Annotated in this window: 20 protein-coding genes and 1 pseudogene; 5 read left to right on the forward strand and 16 right to left on the reverse strand. The window is 66.8% G+C overall.

Annotated features, from left to right (window positions below; translation table 11 throughout):
- Window positions 1-245: 245 nt before the first annotated feature.
- Entirely contained in the window at window positions 246-1517 is a 1272-nt protein-coding gene (locus tag ABZW16_RS14250) for an NAD(P)/FAD-dependent oxidoreductase (protein ID WP_354955791.1), read from the reverse strand.
- A gap of 111 nt (window positions 1518-1628) precedes the next feature.
- On the opposite strand from ABZW16_RS14250, the gene ABZW16_RS14255 reads away from it, so the two are divergent.
- Window positions 1629-2486 (forward strand): LysR family transcriptional regulator, encoded by an 858-nt coding sequence (locus ABZW16_RS14255; protein WP_354955793.1) that lies wholly within the window; start codon window positions 1629-1631, stop codon window positions 2484-2486.
- Between the two features lie 60 nt (window positions 2487-2546).
- On the opposite strand, the gene ABZW16_RS14260 is transcribed toward ABZW16_RS14255, so the two are convergent.
- The 5 genes from ABZW16_RS14260 to ABZW16_RS14280 form a co-directional block, all read right to left on the reverse strand.
- Window positions 2547-3308 carry an ABC transporter permease gene (locus ABZW16_RS14260; RefSeq protein WP_354955795.1) on the reverse strand — a complete coding sequence of 254 codons (762 nt, stop codon included), beginning with the start codon at window positions 3306-3308 and terminating at the stop codon, window positions 2547-2549.
- Window positions 3305-4327 (reverse strand): ATP-binding cassette domain-containing protein, encoded by a 1023-nt coding sequence (locus ABZW16_RS14265; protein ID WP_354955797.1) that lies wholly within the window; start codon window positions 4325-4327, stop codon window positions 3305-3307. The genes ABZW16_RS14260 and ABZW16_RS14265 overlap by 4 nt, the downstream gene beginning before the upstream one ends.
- Window positions 4328-4399: 72 nt before the next feature.
- Window positions 4400-5017 carry a PadR family transcriptional regulator gene (locus ABZW16_RS14270; RefSeq protein WP_354955799.1) on the reverse strand — a complete coding sequence of 206 codons (618 nt, stop codon included), beginning with the start codon at window positions 5015-5017 and terminating at the stop codon, window positions 4400-4402.
- 193 nt (window positions 5018-5210) lie between these two features.
- Window positions 5211-6167 (reverse strand): electron transfer flavoprotein subunit alpha/FixB family protein, encoded by a 957-nt coding sequence (locus tag ABZW16_RS14275; RefSeq protein ID WP_354955801.1) that lies wholly within the window; start codon window positions 6165-6167, stop codon window positions 5211-5213.
- A 32-nt stretch (window positions 6168-6199) separates the two neighbouring features.
- A complete protein-coding gene (locus ABZW16_RS14280; RefSeq protein ID WP_354955803.1) occupies window positions 6200-6985 on the reverse strand; it encodes an electron transfer flavoprotein subunit beta/FixA family protein in 786 nt (261 codons plus the stop codon).
- 192 nt (window positions 6986-7177) lie between these two features.
- Between ABZW16_RS14280 and ABZW16_RS14285 the strand changes: the two genes are divergently transcribed.
- Genes ABZW16_RS14285 through ABZW16_RS14295 form a run of 3 tightly spaced genes read left to right on the forward strand, consistent with a single transcriptional unit; the run spans window position 7178 to window position 10775 of the window.
- Complete coding sequence (locus ABZW16_RS14285; protein WP_354955805.1) at window positions 7178-7981, forward strand: class I SAM-dependent methyltransferase; 804 nt, start codon at window positions 7178-7180, stop codon at window positions 7979-7981.
- Window positions 7978-9525, forward strand: a complete 1548-nt coding sequence (locus ABZW16_RS14290) for a glycoside hydrolase family 57 protein (RefSeq protein ID WP_354955807.1) — start codon at window positions 7978-7980, stop codon at window positions 9523-9525. Before ABZW16_RS14285 ends, ABZW16_RS14290 begins: the two co-directional genes overlap by 4 nt.
- On the forward strand, window positions 9522-10775 hold the full coding sequence (locus ABZW16_RS14295; protein ID WP_354955809.1) for a glycosyltransferase family 4 protein: 1254 nt from the start codon (window positions 9522-9524) through the stop codon (window positions 10773-10775). The genes ABZW16_RS14290 and ABZW16_RS14295 overlap by 4 nt, the downstream gene beginning before the upstream one ends.
- Before the next feature lie 202 nt (window positions 10776-10977).
- Here ABZW16_RS14295 and ABZW16_RS14300 read toward each other — a convergent pair whose 3' ends face one another.
- Window positions 10978-11523, reverse strand: coding sequence for a DUF1697 domain-containing protein (locus tag ABZW16_RS14300; RefSeq protein ID WP_354955811.1), 546 nt, complete (start codon window positions 11521-11523; stop codon window positions 10978-10980).
- A gap of 120 nt (window positions 11524-11643) precedes the next feature.
- Complete coding sequence (locus ABZW16_RS14305) at window positions 11644-12393, reverse strand: acyltransferase (RefSeq protein ID WP_062984988.1); 750 nt, start codon at window positions 12391-12393, stop codon at window positions 11644-11646.
- A gap of 297 nt (window positions 12394-12690) precedes the next feature.
- On the opposite strand from ABZW16_RS14305, the gene ABZW16_RS14310 reads away from it, so the two are divergent.
- A complete protein-coding gene (locus ABZW16_RS14310; RefSeq protein ID WP_354955814.1) occupies window positions 12691-14052 on the forward strand; it encodes a PQQ-binding-like beta-propeller repeat protein in 1362 nt (453 codons plus the stop codon).
- A gap of 77 nt (window positions 14053-14129) precedes the next feature.
- On the opposite strand, the gene ABZW16_RS14315 is transcribed toward ABZW16_RS14310, so the two are convergent.
- The 8 genes and pseudogenes from ABZW16_RS14315 to ABZW16_RS14350 form a co-directional block, all read right to left on the reverse strand.
- Window positions 14130-15290, reverse strand: a complete 1161-nt coding sequence (locus ABZW16_RS14315) for a class I SAM-dependent methyltransferase (protein WP_354955815.1) — start codon at window positions 15288-15290, stop codon at window positions 14130-14132.
- Complete coding sequence (locus ABZW16_RS14320; RefSeq protein ID WP_354955817.1) at window positions 15290-16267, reverse strand: class I SAM-dependent methyltransferase; 978 nt, start codon at window positions 16265-16267, stop codon at window positions 15290-15292. Before ABZW16_RS14320 ends, ABZW16_RS14315 begins: the two co-directional genes overlap by 1 nt.
- Window positions 16268-16700: 433 nt before the next feature.
- Window positions 16701-17477, reverse strand: coding sequence for an enoyl-CoA hydratase-related protein (locus ABZW16_RS14325; protein ID WP_354955819.1), 777 nt, complete (start codon window positions 17475-17477; stop codon window positions 16701-16703).
- 18 nt (window positions 17478-17495) lie between these two features.
- Window positions 17496-18317, reverse strand: a complete 822-nt coding sequence (locus ABZW16_RS14330) for an NUDIX hydrolase (protein ID WP_354955828.1) — start codon at window positions 18315-18317, stop codon at window positions 17496-17498.
- 57 nt (window positions 18318-18374) lie between these two features.
- A complete protein-coding gene (locus tag ABZW16_RS14335; RefSeq protein ID WP_354955820.1) occupies window positions 18375-19208 on the reverse strand; it encodes an ABC transporter ATP-binding protein in 834 nt (277 codons plus the stop codon).
- A gap of 396 nt (window positions 19209-19604) precedes the next feature.
- Complete coding sequence (locus tag ABZW16_RS14340) at window positions 19605-20414, reverse strand: peptidyl-tRNA hydrolase (RefSeq protein WP_354955822.1); 810 nt, start codon at window positions 20412-20414, stop codon at window positions 19605-19607.
- A 108-nt stretch (window positions 20415-20522) separates the two neighbouring features.
- Window positions 20523-21746: a phosphoserine phosphatase SerB gene (serB, locus tag ABZW16_RS14345; RefSeq protein ID WP_354955824.1), complete on the reverse strand. Its 1224-nt coding sequence runs from the start codon at window positions 21744-21746 to the stop codon at window positions 20523-20525.
- 136 nt (window positions 21747-21882) lie between these two features.
- Window positions 21883-22304: pseudogene (locus tag ABZW16_RS14350) on the reverse strand (cytochrome ubiquinol oxidase subunit I); the annotation flags it as partial.

The raw sequence follows: 22304 nt of genomic DNA on the forward strand, positions 1-22304 counted from the left end.
GACCTCGAAGTGTCGCTTCGATGCCGGTTCGGTGAACGAGATGATGAGCTCGTCCGCCTCCCCGAGTCTTCAGGCCGGATTCAGGCGCGTGTAACCGTGACGTTGGCAGCTGACGGTAGGGCGGCAGCTGAGTTAGCCCGTACCCGGTGAGTTACCCATGTACTCAGGAAATCAGTCGTTACGGTGCCACCCCGAAGACGCAGAACCGCGCCGGGCCGCATCGACCCGGCGCGTTTTCGAGCAGATCAGGCGGCGTCGCGTTCGGGCAGACGCGCAGGCTCCCGCGCCGCATCCACCTCATCGAAGCCGGGACGTCCGCTGCCGATGAAGGCGACCAACCACGAGGCCACCGCGGCGAAGCGATTGCGGAATCCGACCAGGTACAGCAGATGCACCGCGAGCCACACGGTCCAGGCGATCACCCCACGGAAGGTGATGTGTTCGTTGAGCTTCACCACCGCGCTGAAGCGGCTGATCACCGCCATGCTGCCCTTGTCCCAGTATCGGAAGGCGGTGCCGGGCAGCTTCTTGCGGCGAATGATGTCGGCGGCGTGCCTGCCCTCCTGCATGGCGACCGGCGACTGTCCCGGGTAGCCGTTGAGCGAGGTCATATCGCCGATGGCGTAGATATCGGCGTGCCCGCCCACGGTCAGATCGGGATTGATCAAAAGCCTTCCGGCCCGGTCGGTTTCGCAGCCGGTGGCCTCGGCCAGGAGCTTCGCGAACCCGCCCGCCTGCACACCCGCCGACCATACGACGGTCTCGGCGGCGATCCGGCGCTCGACGCCGTCCTTACCCTTGACGGTCACCTTGCCGAGTTCGATATCGGTAACGAAGGTGCCGAGCAGCACCTCGACACCGCTCTTGGTCAGTGATCCCTTCGCGTACTCCGACAGCCCGCCACCGAAGGGCGGGAGCACCTCGCCAGCGCCCTCGACCAGCGTCACCGAAACCTCTTGGTGGTAATACCGTTTCGCGAGTTCCTTCAGCTGCCCGGCGACCTCGACACCGGTCGCGCCCGCACCGACCACGACAAAGCTCAGCAGCCGCTGGCGGGTCTCCTCATCCGCGCCAGCGGCCTCGGCGAAGACGCGCTCGATCTGCGCGCGCAACAGCTTGGCGTCGTCGATCGTTTTGAGCGAGAACGTCTTATCGGCGAAATCGTCGCGGCCGAAGTACGACTGCGAGGCGCCGGTGGCGGCGATCAGCGAGCCGTAGCGGATCTGGGTGTGCTCACCCTCGTGCTCATAGGTGATCACCGCGTTGTCGGCATCAATGGCGACCACCTTGCCGAGCCGGACATCGGCTTCCTTATGCCTGCGAAGCACCGAGGCGATCGGCGGCGCGATCTCGCCGGAGGCCAGCACACCTGTCGCGACCTGATAGAGCAACGGCTGGAAGAGATGCTCCGGAGTGCTCGAGATGAGAACGTACTTGATACCCGATTTGGCCAGCTGCTTTGCGGCGGCAAGCCCCCCGAATCCCGATCCAATGATGACAACATCTGCGTCTTCCATGACAGCCTCCTTCTCTCATTACCAACCGTCATTCGAACCGCAGATATTTCAGGTGTTCAGGCGCATAATAGAGATGACTCTTATCTGGATCGCTCATGAATTGAGGATGACGTGGAGCTTCGCCAGCTCGCCTACTTCGTCGCGGTATGCGAGGAGCTGAGTTTCAGCAGGGCCGCGGCCCGCTGTTATATCTCGCAATCGGCGATCAGCCATCAGATCGCCCGGCTGGAACGCGACCTCGGGGTGGCCCTGTTCGAGCGTTCGACCAGGGCCGTCGTGCCGACCGACGCGACCATGCGGCTACTTCCGCTGGCTAAACAGATGCTGAGCCTGGAATCGGCCATCCGGGCGACCGTGCGCACCTCCGGTCACCGGATCCGGCTGGCCGCCAATATGTCCTTCGCGACCCGATCCCTGTCCGCGATCGCCGGTGCGCGCGCCGCGCATCCGGATGCCGAAATCGAATTCGTCATCAAACCGTTCCGTCAGCGGATCACCGCGGTGGCCGACGGCGACTGCGATCTCGCACTCATTCGCGGCAGCGTCGAAGAGCCCGGCCTCGCCGTGGAGAAGCTGTGGGTCGAGGACCTCGTCATCGCTACCTCGGCCGCCCATCCGCTGGCCATCCGGGAACAGGTGACGCTGGCGGATCTGAGCCCCTACCCCCTCCTGCTCCCGCCCGAGCAGGAACAGGTCCTGCTGCACACCGTGATTCGCGCCGCCTTCGCCGATCTGGCCGCCGGCCCGACCTTCGGTCCGCCGATTCCGCCGGACCACACCGCGACCATGGAGCTGATCAACCGACCCGACGCCTGGACGGTGCTCTACGCCGACAGCCCGACCGAGGGCCTGGTGGTGCTGCGACTGGCCGAACACCGACTACGGATTCCGGTCTCGGCGGTCCTGCGCAGCGACACCCGCCGCTCCCCGATACTGACCACCCTGCTCTCCGGCCTGCACCGACGCTGAGATCCGCTGCCGCATCGCGGTAACGGATCTCATGCGCCTACCGGTCGATCTGACCACAGGTCAAGCGTTTTCGCGGGTGAAGCCGCGCGCGCCGATCACCATCGCCACCGCCGCGACCACCAGGGTGAGTCCGGTCCCGAGGTACACCTCGGAGGCACCGAAGTCACCGCGGAACAGCGCCCTGGCCGCATCGACAGTGTGCGAGAACGGATTCACCTTCCCGATGGTGCGCAGCCAGCCCGGCCCGACGCTCAGCGGCAGCAGGATGCCCGAGAGCAGCATCAGCGGCACCGCGAGGCTATTGAGCACCGAGGCGAGCACATCCTCGGACTTGGCCCACAGCCCGAGCGCATACGATGCCGCGGCCAGACCGGCGGCCATCACCGCGATCAACAGCACCGACAGCACCAGTCCGAGCGGATCCGGCCGAACTCCGAAGGCCGCCATGGCAACTCCCACGAGTACCAGCGCCTGCACGACCAGCACGACCATATCCTTGAGCACCCGTCCGGTCAGCAGTGCACCGCGGCTCGCCGGAGTGACCCGCTGTCGTTCGACGACACCCGCGCGCAACTCCGCAACGATGCCGAACCCGACATAGATCGCGCCGAACAGTCCGGTCTGGATGACCAGCGCCGGTGTGAGCAACTCCCACGGGTCGGAATCCGACCCCAGCGCCGGCGCGATCCCCTTGACCAGCGGCCCGAACAGCACCAGATACAACACCGGCTGGGACAGACCGATCAAGACCCACACCGGATTTCGGAGATTGGCCCGCAACTGGGACCAGAAGATCAGCCCGGTCTCGCACATGAACCTCATGAGTGACTCGCCTCCCGCAGCGAACGCCCCGTAATGGTGAGGAAGACATCGTCGAGGCTGGGACGTTTGACAGTGAGCGCACCGGGCACGAGACCGCGCTCGTCCATGGCACGCAGTAGGGGGACGACCGCGGTATCGCCGCGATCCACCGTGAGATGCACCAGCCCCGTACCGATCCGGTCGGCGCCGATGTCCGCCGAGCGCACCACCGAGCGCACCTGGAGCACCGATTGCGCGACCTCGAGCGCGAGATCGGCATGGCCGTTATCTATTTCGAAGCTCACCACATCACCGGAGATGCGCCGCTTGAGTTCGTCGGGCGAGCCCTCGGCGACGATGCCGCCGTGGTCCATGATCAGCAGGCGGTCGCACAGCGCGTCGGCCTCGTCCAGGTAGTGGGTGGTGAGCACGACCGTGGTGCCCCGCGTCCGCAGGCGCTCGATGTGCTCCCACAGATTGGCCCGGCTCTGCGGATCGAGGCCGCTGGTCGGCTCGTCGAGGTAGATGAGGTTCGGTCCGTGCACCAGGCCGAGTGCGATATCCACCCGGCGGCGCTGGCCACCGGAGAGCTGGCTGCATTTGCGCCCACCGAGTCCGTCCAGGTCGAGCGCCACCAGCAGCTCTTCCGCATTGTTCCTGGCTTGCGCCTTGCTCAACCCGAAAAGCCTGGCCTGTAGCACCAATTCGTCGATGACCAGGGCATCGCCATTGGTCATGCCGCCCTGCGCGACGTAGCCGATGCGCGAACGCACGGTCCGCTGCTCGGCCACCAGATCCGCGCCGGAGATGACGGCCTCGCCCGCAGTCGGGGCGATGAGCGTGCTGAGCATTCGCAGCGTCGTGCTCTTACCCGCGCCGTTGGGCCCGAGCAGGCCGAGGATCTCGCCCTCGTACACATCGAAGTCGACGCCCGTAACCGCTTGTACGGGACCGGTTTTGGTTTCAAAGGTTCGCGACAGCCCGCGCACCCGGATCACCGAGGTGCTGGTGCGTGCACGAACGGAGTCGATCGTTTCCACCTGAACAACGGTAGGAACGATCGATCAAATAGTCAAGCTTTACTATTCAGGCTTGACCAACTGGCGTGGGCGTCATTTGACGGTCATCGGCCCACCGTCCACCCGCGACCAATTCGTCCACACATCCAGCTCACCGCTCTCGATCCGCTCCAGGGTCTTGCGCGTCCAGGTCAGATCCGCGCGGACATGGTCGGCGGCCAGCCGCATGGCATCGGCGACATGGTGCGGTTCGGTCTCGGCCGGATTGCCGGTGCCCGCGAGAATCCGCTGCTCCTCGCGCTCCAGGAAGACCAGATCCGATTCGAATTTCAGAATGCGCCCACGCATTGCCGCGATGACCTCATCACGCGGCAGATGCGGCAGCAGCGACACCGCCGCGAAATACGGGTTCTTCGGCTGCTCGGAGCTCCACACCGCCTCGCGCACCATCTCGCCGAAAACCTTCTCCCCCTCGACGGTCAGGCGATAGCTGGTCCGCTCCGGGCGCGCCCCCGCCTGCCCGACGCCCTCCACCTCGATGAGCTTCTCGCGCTGCAGCGTATTCAGTGCCCCGTATATCGATCCGGGCTTAACATTCGCCCAATCATCGGCGCGCCACGACAACAACTCGCGCCGAACGTCATAACCGTGCACCGGCTGCAGCAGCCGCACCACCGCGAGCACCAGCATCCGAGTCGTAGGAACAGCCATACTCGCAGGTTATCCCACCCATGCGGCGGTTCGTGCTGACCCGAGAACGCAAAAGACTCGCCAAATCTGTTGCTGCATTACGCAACAACAGATTTGGCGAGTCAGGGGTAACTCACCGGGCACCGGCCAACCGATAACGCGACTCACACCGCGGCCGACCGGCCCTACCGAATACGCGGAGAGGCGGGGGAGCCTAGCCCTTGTGCGCCTTGACCGCCTCGGTCAGCTGCGGGGCGACATTGAACAGGTCGCCGACGATGCCGTAGTCCGCGATCTCGAAGATCGGGGCCTCTTCGTCCTTGTTGACCGCGACGATGGTCTTCGAGGTCTGCATGCCCGCCCGGTGCTGGATGGCGCCGGAGATGCCGAGGGCGATGTAGAGCTGCGGGGAGACCGTCTTACCGGTCTGACCGACCTGGAACTGGCCCGGGTAGTAGCCCGAGTCGACGGCGGCACGCGAGGCGCCGACGGCGGCACCGAGCGAGTCGGCCAGCGCCTCGACGACCGCGAAGTTGTCGGCGGAACCGACACCGCGACCACCGGAGACGACAATGCTCGCCTCGGTGAGCTCCGGACGGTCGCCACCGACGACCGGCTCGCGGGAGATCACCTTCACGACGCCCTCTTCCTGCGCGGGCACCTCGACGGTCACCTTCTCACCCGCACCGGCCGCGGCCGCGGCCTCGATGGCGCCGGGGCGCACCGAGATCACCGGCACGTCGCCGGTGGCCTTGGCGTCGACGGTGAACGCGCCACCGAAGATGGAGTGCACGACCGAGCCGTCGGACTTGATGTCGATGACATCGACGAGCAGGCCGGAGCCGATGCGCGCGGCGAGGCGGCCCGACACCTCCTTGCCCTCGGCGGTGGCGGCGACGATCACGGCGGCCGGGGCGACCGACTCGACCAGACCGGCGAGCACGTCGACCTTCGGGGTCACCAGGAAGTTGTCCACATCGTCGGATTCGGCGATGTAGATCTTCGCGGCACCGGCGGCGGCCAGCGCGTCGGCCAGCTTCTCACCGGTACCGGCCGGGCCGGTCACGACGGCGGCGGGCTCACCGAGTGCGCTCGCGGCCGTGAGCAGTTCGGTGCTGACCTTCTTGATCGCACCGTCGGCGTGCTCGACGAGCACAAGTACTTCTGCCATTTGTGTTCTCTCCTAAGCAGTCTCGGGCGGGATCAGATGATCTTCTGACCGACCAGGTACGCGGCGATCTTGGTGCCGCCGTCGCCCTCGTCCGCGATCTTCTCGCCCGCGGTGCGCGGGGGCTTCGGGGTGGCCGCGGTGACGGCGGTACCCGCGTTGGCGACACCGACGGTCGACGGGTCGACGCCCAGGTCGGCCAGCGTGAAGGTCTGCACTTCCTTCTTCTTCGCGGCCATGATGCCCTTGAAGGACGGGAAGCGCGGCTCGTTGATCTTCTCGGTGACGCTGACGATGGCCGGGAGGGTGGCCTCCAGCTTGAACACGCCCTCGTCGGTCTCCCGCTCGCCGGTGACCTTGCCGCCGTCGACGGTCAGCTTGCGCAGGTGCGTCAGCTGCGGCAGGCCCAGGTATTCGGCGATGATCGCGGGCACCGCACCGGAGCGACCGTCGGTGGCCTCATTGCCCGCGATGACCAGCTCGACACCCTCGACCTGGCCGAGCGCGCTGGCCAGCACCCACGCGGTCTGCACGGCGTCGGAGCCGTGAATGGCCGGATCGTTGATGTGGATGGCCTTGTCGGCACCCATGGACAGCGCCTTGCGGATGGCCTCGGTGGCACGGTCCGGACCGGCGGCCAATACGGTGACCTCGCCGCCCTGGGCCTCCTTGATCAGCAGCGCCTCTTCGATGGCACGCTCGTTGATCTCGTCGAGGACAGCGTCGGCGGCCTCGCGGTCGAGGGTGAAGTCACCGTCGGTCAGCTTGCGCTCGGACCAGGTGTCGGGAACCTGCTTGATGAGTACGACGATGTTCGGCATCGGTCTTCGTCGACCTCCTGTTCTGGTTACACGTGTGTGGTGGTCGCACGAGCTCGGCCGTACGTCCTTGTTTGTAGCTCAGGGCGTGACACTACCCTACGTTAAGTTACTCATGGGTAACTTAGTCGCTTCTCTCTCACAACGGTGGTCCTGGCGATAATGTGCGGCCGCCGTACCAGTAACGTCGGAGCGATGAGCGAGGCTGTGATCCCTGCCGCAGTGGGCCCAACCCCGGGCATTACTCCCGAGTCGGCCGTGGAGCCGTTGCCGCTGACCGGCGAGCGGACCGTGCCCGGCATCGCCGAGGAGAACTACTGGTTCCGTCGGCACGAGATCGTCTACGCGCGACTGCTCGAACATTGCACGGGAAAGACGGTGCTGGAGGCCGGATCCGGTGAGGGTTACGGCGCGAACATGATCGCCGACGTGGCCACCAGGGTGATCGGCTTGGATTACGACACCAGCGCGGTCGCGCACGTACGCGCACGCTACCCGCGCGTCGAGATGATCCAGGGCAATCTCGCCGAACTGCCGCTCGATGCCGAATCGGTCGATGTCGTGGTGAATTTCCAAGTGATCGAACACCTTTGGGACCAGGGCCAGTTCATTCGGGAATGCCTGCGGGTGCTGCGCCCCGGCGGCGAACTGCTGATCAGCACGCCCAACCGGATCACCTTCTCCCCCGGCCGCGATACCCCGCTCAACCCGTTCCACACCCGGGAACTCAATGCCGACGAACTCACCGAACTGCTGGTCGACGCCGGTTTCCGGGTCACGCTGATGACCGGTGTGCACCACGGCCCGACCCTTAAAGCATTGGACGCCAAGCACGGTGGCTCGTTCATCGATGCCCAGATCGAGCGCGCGCTGGCCGGTGAGCCGTGGCCCGCCGAGCTGACCGCCGACGTCGCCGCGGTCACCATCGACGATTTCGCACTGCGCACCGAGGAGATCGATGCGAGCCTCGATCTGGTCGCCATCGCGGTGAAGCCGTGACCAGTAAGGCTGTTCCCGGCCAGTTCACCCTGGTCCTGCATTCCCATCTGCCCTGGCTGGCGCACCACGGCCGCTGGCCGGTCGGCGAGGAATGGCTCTACCAATCCTGGGCCGCCTCCTATCTTCCCGTCGTCGAGGTGCTGAGAACCCTTGCCGCGGAAGGCCGTTCACACCTGCTCAGCCTCGGCATCACGCCGGTGCTGGCCGCCCAGCTGGACGACCCACACTGTCTTGCCGGCATGCACCATTGGCTCGGCAACTGGCAGTTGCGTGCCGACGAGGCTGCGCTGGCGGGCAATATCGCACTCGGCAGACACGAACATCGGCTGGCCGCTGCGGCGCTGGCGGAATTCGAACGGCATTGGCGTCACGGCGCGGCCCCGGTATGGCGTCAGCTCATCGACGCCGAAGCCATCGAACTGCTCGGTGGTCCGCTCGCGCACCCGTTCCAGCCACTGCTCGATCCGCGACTGCGCGCCTTCCAGCTGAGCGAGGGCCTGTCCGACGCCCAGTATCGCTGGGGCCATACCCCCGCCGGAATCTGGGCACCCGAATGTGGTTACACCCCCGGCATGGAACTCGACTACGCCGCCGCGGGTGTGACTCATTTCATGGTCGACGGCCCCGCACTGCGCGGCGACACCACCCTGGGCCGCCCGGTCCGCGAATCGGACGTGGTGGCCTTCGGGCGGGATCTGCATGTGAGCTATCGGGTTTGGTCGCCCAAATCCGGCTATCCGGGCCAGAGCGCCTACCGTGACTTTCATCACTATGACCACGCGACGGGTCTCAAGCCGTCCCGGGTCACCGGCAAAACCGTGGCCGGCCCGGACAAGGCGCCCTATGACCCGGAGTTGGCAGCCGCGGCGATGGTCCGCGATGTCGAGGATTTCGTGCAAACCGTGCGCGAGCGCCTGATCGCCGAATCCGCGCGCATCGGCCGTCCGGCCCTGGTGGTCGCCGCCTTCGATACCGAACTCTTCGGGCACTGGTGGCATGAGGGTCCGCAGTGGCTGGCCCAGGTGTTGCGAGCCCTGCCCGAGGCGGGCGTCACGGTCGGGACCTTGGCCGATGCACACGCGCGCGGATTCGTCGGAGAACCGGTGCCATTGGCCGATTCGTCATGGGGTTCGGGTAAGGACTGGCGGGTCTGGGCCGGTGACCAGGTCAAGGACCTGGTGGAACTCAATGACGAAATCGTGCGCCTCGCCCTCGATACGGTGGACAAGATGCGGGCCGCGGACGGCGGTGTCGCACTGCGCGATCCGGTTGCCGATCAGCTGTTGCGCGAGGCCATTCTCACCGTCTCCAGCGACTGGGCCTTCATGGTCAGCAAGGACTCCGCGGCGGGTTACGCACGCGATCGCGCGCACCGGCACGCGCATGCGGTACGGGAAATCGCGGCCGCCGTCGACGCGGGTCAAGTCGCCAAAGCGCACCAGTTGGCGGCAGGATGGGGGGCGGCCGACGGCTTCTTCCCGAGTTTGGACGCACGACGGCTGGCGATCGCGGACCGAGACTCCGCTCGAGAAGGACATTCATGAAGATCTTGATGGTGTCGTGGGAGTACCCACCGGTAGTGGTCGGTGGGCTGGGCCGCCATGTGCATCACCTGGCGGTCGAATTGGCGACAGCCGGCCATGAAGTGGTCGTGCTCGCCCGCCGCCCCTCCGGCACCGACTCCTCGACCCACCCCACCCACTCCTTCATCGCCGACGGCGTGCTGGTGGTCGCGGTCGCAGAGGATCCGCCGTGCTTCGACTTCGGCGAGGACATGCTGGCCTGGACGCTGGCCATGGGCCACGCGATGGTGCGTGCCGGTGTCGCGCTCGGCAAACCCGGCATCGGCGACGGCTGGATTCCGGATGTCGTCCATGCCCACGACTGGCTGGTCGCGCACCCGGCGATCGCACTCGCCGAGTACTACGACGTGCCACTCGTATCGACCATTCACGCCACCGAGGCCGGGCGGCACAGCGGCTGGGTCTCGGGCCGGGTCAACAAGCAGGTGCATTCGGTCGAGTGGTGGCTCGCCAATGAATCCGACGCGCTGATCACCTGCTCGACCTCGATGCAGGACGAGGTGGAACGCCTGTACGGACCCGAGCGCATTCCGATGACGGTGATCCGCAATGGAATCGATGTCGGCGCGTGGACCTTTCGGCCGCGCGCCCCGCGCACCGGTCCGCCGTGCCTGCTCTATGTGGGTCGGCTCGAGTACGAGAAGGGTGTGCAGGACGCGATCGCCGCGCTGCCGCGCATCCGCCGCGCCCACCCCGGCACCACGCTGACCATCGCGGGCATCGGCACCCAGTTCGAATGGCTGCGCGAGCGCGCCCGCGTGCACCGGGTCGCGCGCGCGGTCAACTTCGTGGGGCAGCTCGGTCACGAGGAACTGCTCGGCTGGCTGCACGGCGCCGACGCCATCGTGCTGCCCAGCCGCTACGAACCCTTCGGCATCGTTGCCCTCGAGGCCGCCGCAGCGGGCACCCCGCTGGTCACCTCCACCGCTGGCGGACTCGGCGAGGCCGTTATCGACGGCGTCACCGGCGCATCCTTCGAACCCGCGGATGTCGACGGCATTGTCGAGGCCGTGCGCGCCACCCTCGACGATCCGGCCGCCGCCCAGGACCGCGCCTACGCGGCCCGCGAACGCCTCACCGCCGACTTCGCCTGGGATGTGGTCGCCGCCGAAACCGCCCTGGTCTACTCCTCGGCCAAACGCCGCGTCCGCAATCCACTCGGCCGCCCGACCATTATCGAACGCCCCCTCCCGGAGCGCGATCCGAAGTAGGCTTCCGGCTGCCCTCGGCAATCGAGTGGCGGGTCGAGCGGACGCAAAGGCATTGGGACTCTTGGCGTTTGCCGGTGACGCACAGGCTTCGCAATGAAGATCCGGACGACCCAGCCCGCGGAACCGCGGGCCGGGTACGGAGTGCGCCACGCACGGAATCCCGCGCTGCTGGACGCGGCGCGCAGAGGACTGGGCGCGAGGCTCAAGACTCCAACTTCTTGACGATCTTCTGCACGGTCAGCCAGGTGCGGGTGGTGATGTCCTTGCCGTAGGTCTTCTCCAGCCAGGCCATGAAGTCCGGGGTGCGGGGTTCGGTGTTATCGATGACCGCGAGGACGGCGCGGGCGGCGGAGTCGTAGCCGACGATCTGGACGCCCGGTTCGGCGTGCTTGCGCAGCTCCTTGGCGACGTTCGATGGATCCTGCTTGAAGAAGGTCGCGATGAGGTAGGTTCCGCGGCCGTGGGTCAGGCCCGGGAACGGGTCGGTATCGAGCAGGTCGCGCAGCTCATCGTAGGTGCGCACGATGGTGCCGCCCGGGATCCCGAGTTCGCTGTTGAGCGCGTCCTGAATGCGGTCCTCCAACTTCGCGATATCGCCGTCCGCGCCGCGGAAGACCACATTGCCGCTGGCCAATACCGTCGCGACCTGCTCGAACCCGAGCCCCTCGAACACCCCGCGCAGTTTCTCCCCCTTCATATTGGGGTTGGTGGGCATGATCCCGCGCAGTAGCGCCGCGTACCTGTTCATATCGCTGACCGTACCGACTCGCACCGACGCGAATCGGTATGTCCGGCGTCCGAAATCGCCCGAGCCCCGGGTCCGGATGGGGTCCCGGGGCTCGGTGACAGCGGCACGACGCGGCGGCGATTACGCCGACTGGGTGGCGCCGTTCTTCTTGCGTTCGATATCTTCCAGCGCGGCAATGTATTTGGCGCGCTCCTCGGCGCCCGCCTCCCAGGTCGCCTTGCGGTTCTTGACGACCTTGGCCGGTGCGCCAACGGCAATGCTGTAATCCGGAATCTCGCCCTTGACCACCGCGTGCGCGCCGAGGACACAGCCGCGGCCGACGCGGGTTTCGCGCAGCACGGTCACCTTGGCGGCGATCCAGGTGTCCGGACCGATACGGACCGGACTCTTCACAATGCCCTGATCCTTGATCGGCATGGTGATGTCATCCATACGATGGTCGAAATCGCAGATGTAGCACCAGTCCGCAACCAGAGTGGACTCGCCGATCTCGATATCGAGATAGGTGTTGACCACGTTGTCCTTGCCGAATACGACCTTGTCGCCGATGCGCAGCGAACCCTCGTGGCAGCGAATGGCATTGCCGTCGCCGATATGCACCCAGCGGCCGATCTCCATCCGGCCCAGTTCAGGGGTCGCGTGGATCTCGACGCGCTTGCCGAGGAAGACCATGCCGCGCAGCACGATATGCGGATTGGCCGCCTTGAACTTGAACAGCCGGTAATACCGCACCAGATACCAAGGCGTGTACGCCTTGTTCGCGAGCACCCAGCGCAGCGACGCCAGCGTCAGAAATCGCGCCTGCTGCGGATCCCGGCGGCGCGAGCCACGCCACCGCGAGCGCAACGGTGCGCCCCACATGCTCGTCACGAAGTCATCTCCTGTCGTGGTTCTTCGGTCGTGACCCGACCCGGTCACGATCGATTGAGCTTATCCGGCGCGGCCGGACCGGGTCCGGCCAGCGTCTGCACCCCATCGAGCGGCCGCCGCACCCACCGCGTATCGACTCGCTCAGAAAACACCGCCGGGACCCGTACACCGTTGGATGGCCCTCCCGTACAGTGACTGCTGCGCCGCCGACGGCGGCCCGAACCTCCACACGGGCGACTCCAGCTGAGTGGTGCGTGTACCGGGGGTCGACACACTTTGGTTTCGTCCGAGCGGCCGATGACGACAGGAGTGCACCAGGTGCGAAGCGGCGGCGTACTGGCCAACCCGGCGCGCGGGCTGATCTTGTCCAGGCTGCGGACGGCGGCGGCGCTGGCCGCGGTCGGCACGCTGGCATTGGCGGGCTGCGGCACCGATGTCGATGACATCACCGTCGGGTCGGGCAAGGGCTGGACGTCCGCGCACCACGACGGCCGCAATACCGGCGTCAGCCCGGTCACCGGATCGCGCAAGCTATCGCTGAGCTGGTCCCGACCGGTCGGTGGGCCGATCGAGCAGGGCGTAACCCTCGGTCCGGACGGACAGCTCTACGTGACCACCGTGACCTCGGGCAACTGCGCAATTCTCGCGCTGCAGCTGCCCACCGGCCGCAAGCGCTTCTGCAATCCGCTCGGACCGAATGCGATCTCGGCGCCGACGGTGGTCGACAGCGGCACCAACGTATATGTCGGCGACGATGGCGGATTCAGTGCGTTCAACTCGATCGGACAGCCGCGCTGGCGGACTCCCGTTGCGGGCGTGCCGGTTTCGGCGCAGTTCACCGGCGACGGGAATATCCTGACGATCACCCAGTCCGGTCAGGTGGACGTACTGAGCCGCCAGACCGGCGGACGCATCGTCCCCACCATCCAACTGCTCGGCGAGCCCGATCTCCTGGACTACCCGGATCTCACCCGCCCCGCGTCGGGTCAGGGTCTCGACGACTGCACCATCGGCGGACCGCAGTGCCCGGTCGCCAATATCTCGCCGATCGATACGTCCACCGGCCGCTTCTTCGTCACGCTCTGGAAGCCCGGCAAGCCGACCGCCGCCCTCGTCGCATTGCGCTACGCCGACAATAAGATCCAGCAGCAGTGGAGCGCGGATATGCTCACCGAGGGCAGCGCGACCAGCCCCACCCTGTCCGCCGACGGCCGCACCGTCTACGTCGGCGACAACACCCAGCGCCTCATCGCGGTCGACGCCACCGACGGTCGCACCAAATGGGTCCAGCCGCTGGAATGGGCTCCGCGCGGCGGCATTTCGGTCTCCAGCGACGGCCTGATCATCCCCTCCGGCGACGACGGCTACCTGCTCGCCCTCCGCGATAAGGGCGACGCCGCCGAGATCATCTGGGAGCGCAAGGACCTCACCCTGCGCGGCACCCCCGTCCAATCCGCTGGCGACACCGGCTACACCGCCGCCGCCATCGGCGAAGGCATCAACCTCATCACCTTCGACACCAAATCCGGCACCACCTTGGACTCCGACGTCCTCCCCAACGCCAAAGGCACCACCACCGGCACCGCCATAGGCGCCAACGGCGAAGTAGTCCTCGCCACCCGCATAGGCGAAATCTTCACCTTCAAACCCGAACAGTAACCACTGGACATCCGATCATCATGCGCTGAGGCAGGCAAACGTCGAGAGCGGTCCTGCACCAGCGCATTCTCGTGGGATCAGGTGGTGCAGAGGAAGGCGGCGGTGCTGCGGGACAGGCGGGTGAGGATGAGGGTGTAGGGGTGGGTGCCTCGGGGTTTCAGGCGTTTGCGGAGGGTGTCGGGGTCTATGTCGACGCCGCGGGTGAGGATTTCCAGGGGGCCGCAGTTGCGGCGGGTGAGTTCTTGGCGGAGGGTTTTTTCGCGCAGGTCGAGGCGGTCGATGATGCGGAAGCCGCGGACGCCCTCGGGGACGCTATTGCCGGTTAGGTAGGCGATTTTCGGATCCAGTTGCCAGAGGCCGTGTTTCGCGGCGTAGTGGCGGACCAGACCGGCGCGCACGATGGCGCCGTCGGGGTCGATGATCCACTCACCCGGGTCGCGTTCGGGGATGTCGTCGGGGTCGGCGTCGGTGAAGGTGACGGGTTCGGCCCGGGTGGACAGGATGGTGGCGCGACGAGTGACGCCGGGTTCGGACAGACCCGCCGACCACAGGCAGGCCTCGCGGACCGCGCCGTCGAGGGAGACGACCTCGATCTCGCCGGACCAGTCCAGGCGGTCGAAATCCAGTCCGGGAGCGCACTTTACGGCGAGATCGCGGCCGGGGTAGGCGGCGAGCAGATCCGGCAGCGGGGGCTGCAGTTTGGCCGGATCGTGGGTGCGGCGGCCGTCCGCGCGGCGGGCCGGATCGGCGATGACGACGGTGCCGGTGCTGCACGGGACCAGCGCATCGGCCTTGGCCAGCAGGACATTCCGGGATTCGGCGAGGTTGTGCGCGGCCATCGACAGGCGCACGTCATCGAGATCGCTGCCGATTACCGATGGACAGGTCCTGCTCAGTTCGGCGAGCTCGGCACCGATCGAGCACGTCACGTCGTGCACATTGCGCCCGGACAGCTTTTCGGCGCGGTGGCGCGCCACCAGCGTCGGGGTTGCCTGTTGCAGGGCGTCGTCGGTGAACAGCCACCGTGCGGTGTCGACCAGCTTGGCCGTTGCGCGACGACGCAGCCGCACGGTTTCGATCAGCGCGCCCGACCACGCGCCGAACTCGCGACGCACCCGCTCCAGATCGCGCAGGTGCGTCGCAGTGGTCAGCTCCAGCCGGTCCACCTCGGCCAGCGCGGCATTACCGGCCGCGCTGCCGAGGAAGGCGACGTCCTCGCGGCTGAAGGAATAGCCCACTATTTGGCAGCAGAGCCCGGCTTCACGCCGGTGATCATGGCGTTGTAGAAGAACTGACGCGGCACCACCCGACGCATGACGTTCTCGTCCAGCCAGCTCAGTCGCAGCCACGCGCGGTACATCGCCATCCGGTAGCCCATGGTCAGCTTCTCATCCGGCACGGCCGCCTCGAAGGTGCGCACCGGCCAGCCCCACAGCGCCGCCGCGAACTCCTCGGTGCTCGCCTTGACCTCGGCGGCACCCGCGCGGCGGGCCATCGCCTCGAGTTCGCTGGGATCGAAGGTGTGCAGGTCGACGACCGCCTCCAGCGCCGCGGCGCGCGAGGATTCGTCCAATTCGGCCTGCGGACGCCGCCACCCCGACAGTGCGGGCAGCTTGGTCACGGTGGTGGTGACCTTCCAGGTGATGCGGCCGAGCCAGCGCGCGTAGAAGTTACCCGCGGTGGTCGGTTCACCGGCGAAGACGAAACGCCCGCCCGGCTTGAGTACGCGCAGGCACTCCTTGAGCGCCAACTCCACATCCGGGATGTGGTGCAGCACCGCGTGGCCGACGACGAGGTCGAAGGTGTCGTCGTCGTACGGGATGGTCTCGGCGTCGGCGACCCGGCCGTCGACATCGAGTCCGAGGTTCTCGGCATTGCGCAGTGCGACCTTCACCATGCCCGGCGACAGGTCGGTGACCGAACCGGACTTCGCGACGCCACCCTGCATGAGGTTCAGCAGGAAGAAGCCGGTGCCACAGCCCAGTTCCAGCGCCCGCTCGTACGGCAGCGGCGCGGGACCGACCGCGGCGTCGAAGCGGCCGCGGGCATAGTCGATACAGCGCTCGTCATAGGAAATCGACCATTTGTCGTCATAGGTCTCGGCTTCCCAGTCGTGGTAGAGCACCTGGGCGAGCTTCGTATCCTTCAGCGCAGCTTCGACCTCGGCCTCGGTGGCATGCGGGTTCGGCGCCGGGTCATCGGGGTGGACCGTCATGGTGGGCTAGCCTAGCCAACCCGCCGCCGCAGGTCTCCAGCGGACCAGTGAGTACGGCCTGATTTCACATTGCCACCCGTCCCCCGGGACTCGTTCTGGTTCTGAACCCGCCCGATGATCTCCCCACGCACCGCCGGGAACCCCGGATGCGGTCGGCAAGCTGGGGCTCGAGCGGCCCGCACGACCACCGAACACCACACCACCAACACCGCCCGGCGGACAGGAACGTGTTCCCGTTTATGGTCCTCGCGGGCGCCCAGATCAACCAGATCCCACCCCGCCCCTTGCAGCCACCCCAGGTCCCCGGAAGGCCGCCAAGACGAGTACACGGCCCAATTCCGAACTGTCCGGACACAACTACATATCGATTCGGTCTGAGCAAGATCAAGCCGCCACGCCATCCAAGCGCGCGAACAAGACCCTTCGGCCCCTGTCAGCGACCGACGAACGCCGCCGAGCCCGGACCGTCGGCGAGGTAGGACTCGGTGCCGATCCGGCGGTCTTCGGTGGCGAAGAGAGCGGTCCATTCGCTGCGGGCGCGGTCGAGGCCGTGTGGGCCTGCTTCGAAGACCGATTTGGCGGCGGCGAGGGCTCGGGCGGGGCCGTCGGTGAACTGCTGGGCCCAGCGCATGGCGGCGGTGTAGACATCGTCGGGGGCAACGACCTCGTCGACCAGGCCGAGGGTGCGCGCCTCGTCGGGTCCCACGAAGCGGCCGGTGTAGACGAGATCCTTGGCGGGGCCGGGGCCGATCAGCAGCGACAGACGGCGGATGCCCGCGAGCGGAATGAGGCCCGCTTTGATCTGGGGCAGGCCGAGTTTGACGTTGTCGCCGATGATGCGCCGGTCGGCGGCCAAGGCGAGTTCCAGACCGCCGCCGAGGCAGTAGCCACTGATCGCGGCGACGGTCGGCTGGGGCACCGTGGCCAGGCAGCCCAGCGCCGCCTGCAGATCGGCGGCCATCGCATCGGCCTGATCCCGGGTGAGACCGGACAGTTCGGCGAGATCGTCACCCGCCGAGAAGACCCGCTCGTCGCCGTAGACGACCAGCGCCGCGACCCCGGGATGCGCGGCGACGATCGCGGCCGCCTCGGCCACCTCCCGCACCACCTGCGCGTTCAGCAGATTCAGCGGCGGGCGGTCGATCCGGAGGACAGCGACGCCGCGCAGGGCGGGATCCTCGGGCAGCTCCAGGGTGACGAATTCGGCCATGGCAGGAAACCTACTGCCTCACGGACGCGCGGATCCCTTGAGCCTGCTGGTATCCGGAAGATCGGCGAAGTACCGCTGGTTGTTCGGGAAGTCGAGCAGCTGTTGCCCGTCGGGGCCGGAGAGCACCGGCATGATCGGTTCGATCACCTTGTCGACTGCCAGAATTTCCACGGTGGAACCGAATTCGCCGATGGCGTCCAGCTGTGCCCAGGTCGGCGGCAGCAGAATGTCGGTGCCCGCGCGCCAGCGCGCCAGCGCGTCTGCCGGGGTGCGCCACTGCACCTCGGCCGCCTCGGAGGTGGCACCGTCGGCCAGCTGCCCCTGCGGCAGCACCGCGACGAAGAACCGGGTGTCATAGCGCCGCGGCTCGATGACCGGGGTGATCCAATTCGCCCACGGCCGTAGCAGGTCCGCGCGCAGCACCAGCTTCTCCTCGGCGAGGAAGGCCGCGAGGGATAGCTCGCGCCGCTCCAGCCTGCCCCTGGCGTCGTGGTAGCCGGTGGTGTCGGAGACCACGGTATCGGTGGTCGGACCGGCCAGCAGCACACCGCATTCCTCGAAGGTTTCGCGCACGGCGGCGGCGACCAGCGCCTTGGCCCGCGGTTCGGTGGTGCCGAATTTCTCGGCCCACCACGCAGGTTCGGGTCCGGCCCACTCGATATCGGCGGTCCCGTCCGAGGGGTCGACGCCACCGCCGGGGAATACCGTCATCCCGGCGGCGAAGGCCATGGCGCCGACCCGGCGCTGCAGGAACACCTCGGGCCCGGCGGCGCCGTCACGCACCAACATCACCGTCGACGCGTCCTTAAGCGACGGTACCGGCTGAGAAGCAGCGTTCATCTCACTCACAACTGCACACTAACGCTCGCTTGTTTTACGGCGTAATCCACACCACCGTCAGCGCGACCGGTGCCGCCCCAGCCGGCGCGCGCGACGCGCGAAATAACGACCATCGACGCGATCGAGCGCGATCGACTGCCGGAACGCCTCACTGAGGTTCTCGGCGGTCAGCACATCGGGCAGCAGACCCTGCGCGACGACCGCGCCCTCGTTCAGCAGCAGACCATGGGTGAACCCCGGCGGAATCTCCTCGACATGGTGGGTCACCAGAACCATTGCAGGCGAATCGGGATCCGCGGCCAGATCGCCGAGGCGTTCCACCAATTCCTCACGCCCACCCAGATCCAAACCGGCAGCGGGCTCATCGAGCAGCAGCAGCTCCGGATCGGTCATCATCGCGCGGGCGATGAGGACTCGCTTGCGCTCGCCCTCGGACAATGTCCCGTAGGTGCGATCGGAAAGATGTTCGGCACCCAGGCTTTCCAGCATGTCGATGGCACGGTCGGTATCGACATCGTCGTAGCGTTCGCGCCAGCGGCCGAGTACCGCATAGCCAGCGGAGATCACCAGATCGCTGACCTTCTCGTCGCGCGGAATCCGGCTGGCCACCGCGGCCGAGGACAATCCGATGCGCGGGCGCAGCTCGCTGACATCGGTTTTGCCGATCACCTCACCGAGCAGATGGGCAATGCCCGAGGTCGGATGCACTTCGGCGGCGGCCATGCGGAGCAGCGAGGTCTTGCCCGCGCCGTTCGGTCCGAGGACCACCCAGCGTTCGTCGAGCTCGACCTGCCAGGTGACCGGGCCGACGAGGGTGTGACCCGAGCGTCGGATGGTCACGTCGGTGAAATCAATGAGCAGATCGGGATCCGGTTGTGGCACGGGCTCCATCTTGGCTCAAATGTGCGGTGCTTGTACGACCGGCCCATGCTGGCCGCCAGAATTGAATCATTCGACCGCGACGACGGGGGGAAACTGACCGCGCGCGTACCGCACCGGGTGGATTGTTCGGCGGCTCATCGGTGGAGCGGAACATCCGCGCGACGATCAGTGCCAGTGGCATCGAGCACCCGACCCAAACGGCGAGTATCACCAATAGTGTCGTCATGATCATGGCCTCCAGCGAGTAGCGTGCGGGCGGTCCTGTTGCGTCGAATGTACCCAGATCAGCCCTGGGTGAATCCCCCCGATGCCGAACATCGAAATATCTACGAAATGAATTCGTTGGTCGGGCCTGGAATGTGAATCGTGTAGTAGGCGAATTCACCGGGGTTCATCGATGGGGCGTCAGTATTGTCCCGATTGTCCGGGTACCGCAATCACAGTTATCGAGCCGGGCGCGACCTCGGTGAAACCCGCATCGCGCACCGCGACCGCATTGCCGCGAGATACCTTCTCGCACAGCGTCGCCCAGTGTTCCGGTGTGGATTCGCGTACCGCGCAACGGAATTCCCGCTCCGACCACAACCGGGCCTGGTCCACCGGCAGCGCACCGGCGAGCAACATGCTGGCGTGACCGACCTGCGCGGCAGCCTTGCCGAGCGTCATGCCGAGCTTCGCATTCACCCACAGCACCGGCAGTTCGGGATCCACCGGCCCGGGATCGTCGTGCTCCAAGTCGGTGCCGTTGATCTGCAATCGCTTGATCCGCGGATCGACCGCGCCCACCGGTCCCGGCACAAATGCCCGCGCCTGCGCACCGTCCACCTCGACGGTCACCCCGTCGACATCATTGGCGGCCAGCCATTGCGCGCCGCGCGCCCGCCGCGCCACCTTGCGGATCCGCGACCGCTTCCAGTTCAGGAATCGCTGCGCCCACTCCCCATCGGGCCCGACCCGCTCGTCCAGGCACAGCGCCACCGTGGCCGCCGCCGCGGCCTCCAGCAGCGCACTGCGCCGCGGCGGATCGGCCTTGGGAATGTGCAGCACCATCTGCATGGCTTGTACCGATGCGGGATCCTCGGGATCGCCGAGGCCGCCGTAACCGCGGGCGAGTTCCGCGTGCCGGATGCGGAAACCCTCTATGTCCGTGGACAATTCGGGCTCCGCGGAACCACCGTCCCGCAGTCCGGCGGCGCTGTCCGGGATACTCGACATCAATTCCACCTCGATCGTCAACGAAAACTGCTGTGCGGGCTCGACACCGGCCTCCCATGACCGGACGCACTCGAGTGCAAGCTTCGAGAGGCCCGCCGCATTCCCGACTCAGCTGTCGATGAGCGGCACGCGGCGGATGCCGCCGTCACGCGCGTCAGCGGCTTCCACCTCATCGCGGGTCACGCCGAGGATGAACAGCACCGCGTCGAGATAGGGGTGGGACAGGGCCGCGTCGGCGACCTCGCGCAGCGCCGGCTTGGCGTTGAAGGCGACGCCGAGTCCGGCGGCATTGAGCATGTCGATGTCATTGGCACCGTCGCCGACGGCCACGGTCTGCTCCATCGGCACCCCGGCCTCGGCCGCGAACTTCCGCAGCGCCGTGGCCTTGAACGCCCGGTCGACGATCTCGCCGACCACGCGGCCGGTCAGCTTGCCGTCCGCGACCTCGAGGGTGTTGGCCTGGACGAAGTCCAGCTCCAGTTCGTGCGCGAGCGGTTCGATCACCTGACGGAATCCGCCCGACACCACGCCACATCGGAATCCGATGCGCCGCAGCGTCCGAATCGTGGTGCGCGCGCCCGGGGTCAGCTCGATCCGGTCGGCGACCTCCTCGATCACCGACTCGTCCAGCCCCGCCAGGGTGGCCACCCGCTGGCGCAGTGACTCGGCGAAGTCGATTTCGCCGCGCATGGCCGCCTCGGTGACCTCGCGGACCTGATCCTCCACCCCCGCGTGTGCGGCCAACATCTCGATGACCTCACCCTGGATCAGGGTCGAGTCCACGTCGAAGACGATCAGCCGCTTGGCCCGCCGGGCCAGCCCGGCCCGCTCCACCGCGACATCCACCTGTTCGGCGACCGCGACCTCGGCCAGCGCCGTGCGCAGCCGCGCATCCGAATCGGGTCCGGTATCGGTCGCGGTGACCAAGAGTTCCATGCCGGTCACCGGATAGTCGGCGATACCGCGAATGGTGTCGATATTGGCGCCGAGCGTGGCGAGCTGACGCGAGACCGCACTGAATGCCCGCGCGGTCACCGGGGCGCCCAGGATGACCACCGCGTGGGTGGACATCGGCTGCCTGCCGATCTGCGCGTCGACCTCGACGTCGACGTGCATGCCGACGGTGTTCATCGCCTCTTCGAGCTCGTCCTGCAGCGCCTCGGGGTCACTCGGGCAGGTGACCAGCACGCCGAGGGTCAATCGGCCGCGGATGACCACCTGCTCCACATCCAGCAGGCTCACTTGGTGTCGCGACATGGCCGCGAGCAGCACAGACGTCACACCGGGCCGGTCGGGTCCGGTGACGGTGACGAGGACGGTGGTGTCGGCCAACTGAGGTGCTCCAAGCTAGTCGTTTGCCGTTGCTGTGCTGGACCCCGATGTCGCAACACTTCGGTCGATGTACTGCTGCACAAACGAGTGTGCACCCGCTGATGACCAGCAGGTGCACACTCGGCGATCGAAAATGCTAGTGCTTTGCCAAGGCGCCTTCGTGCACCTCGGTGGCATGTTTGCCCGAGCCCCAGCCCACATGCGCCTCGGCCCGCATCCGCTCGACCATATGCGGGTAGTGCAGCTCGAAAGCAGGACGCTCGGAACGGATCCGCGGCAGCTCGTAGAAGTTGTGCCGCGGCGGCGGGCAGGAGGTGGCCCACTCCAGGGAGTTGCCGTAACCCCACGGATCGTCCACGGTGACGACCTCACCGTAGCGGTAGCTCTTGAAGACGTTCCAGATGAACGGCAGCATCGACGCGCCGAGGATGAAGGCGCCGATCGTGGAAATGGTATTCAGCGTGGTGAATCCGTCGCTGGGCAGGTAGTCGGCATAACGACGCGGCATACCCTCCGCACCCAGCCAGTGCTGCACCAGGAAGGTGGTGTGGAAGCCGA

The organism is Nocardia sp. NPDC004604, from assembly GCF_040609795.1.
GTDB lineage: Bacteria > Actinomycetota > Actinomycetes > Mycobacteriales > Mycobacteriaceae > Nocardia.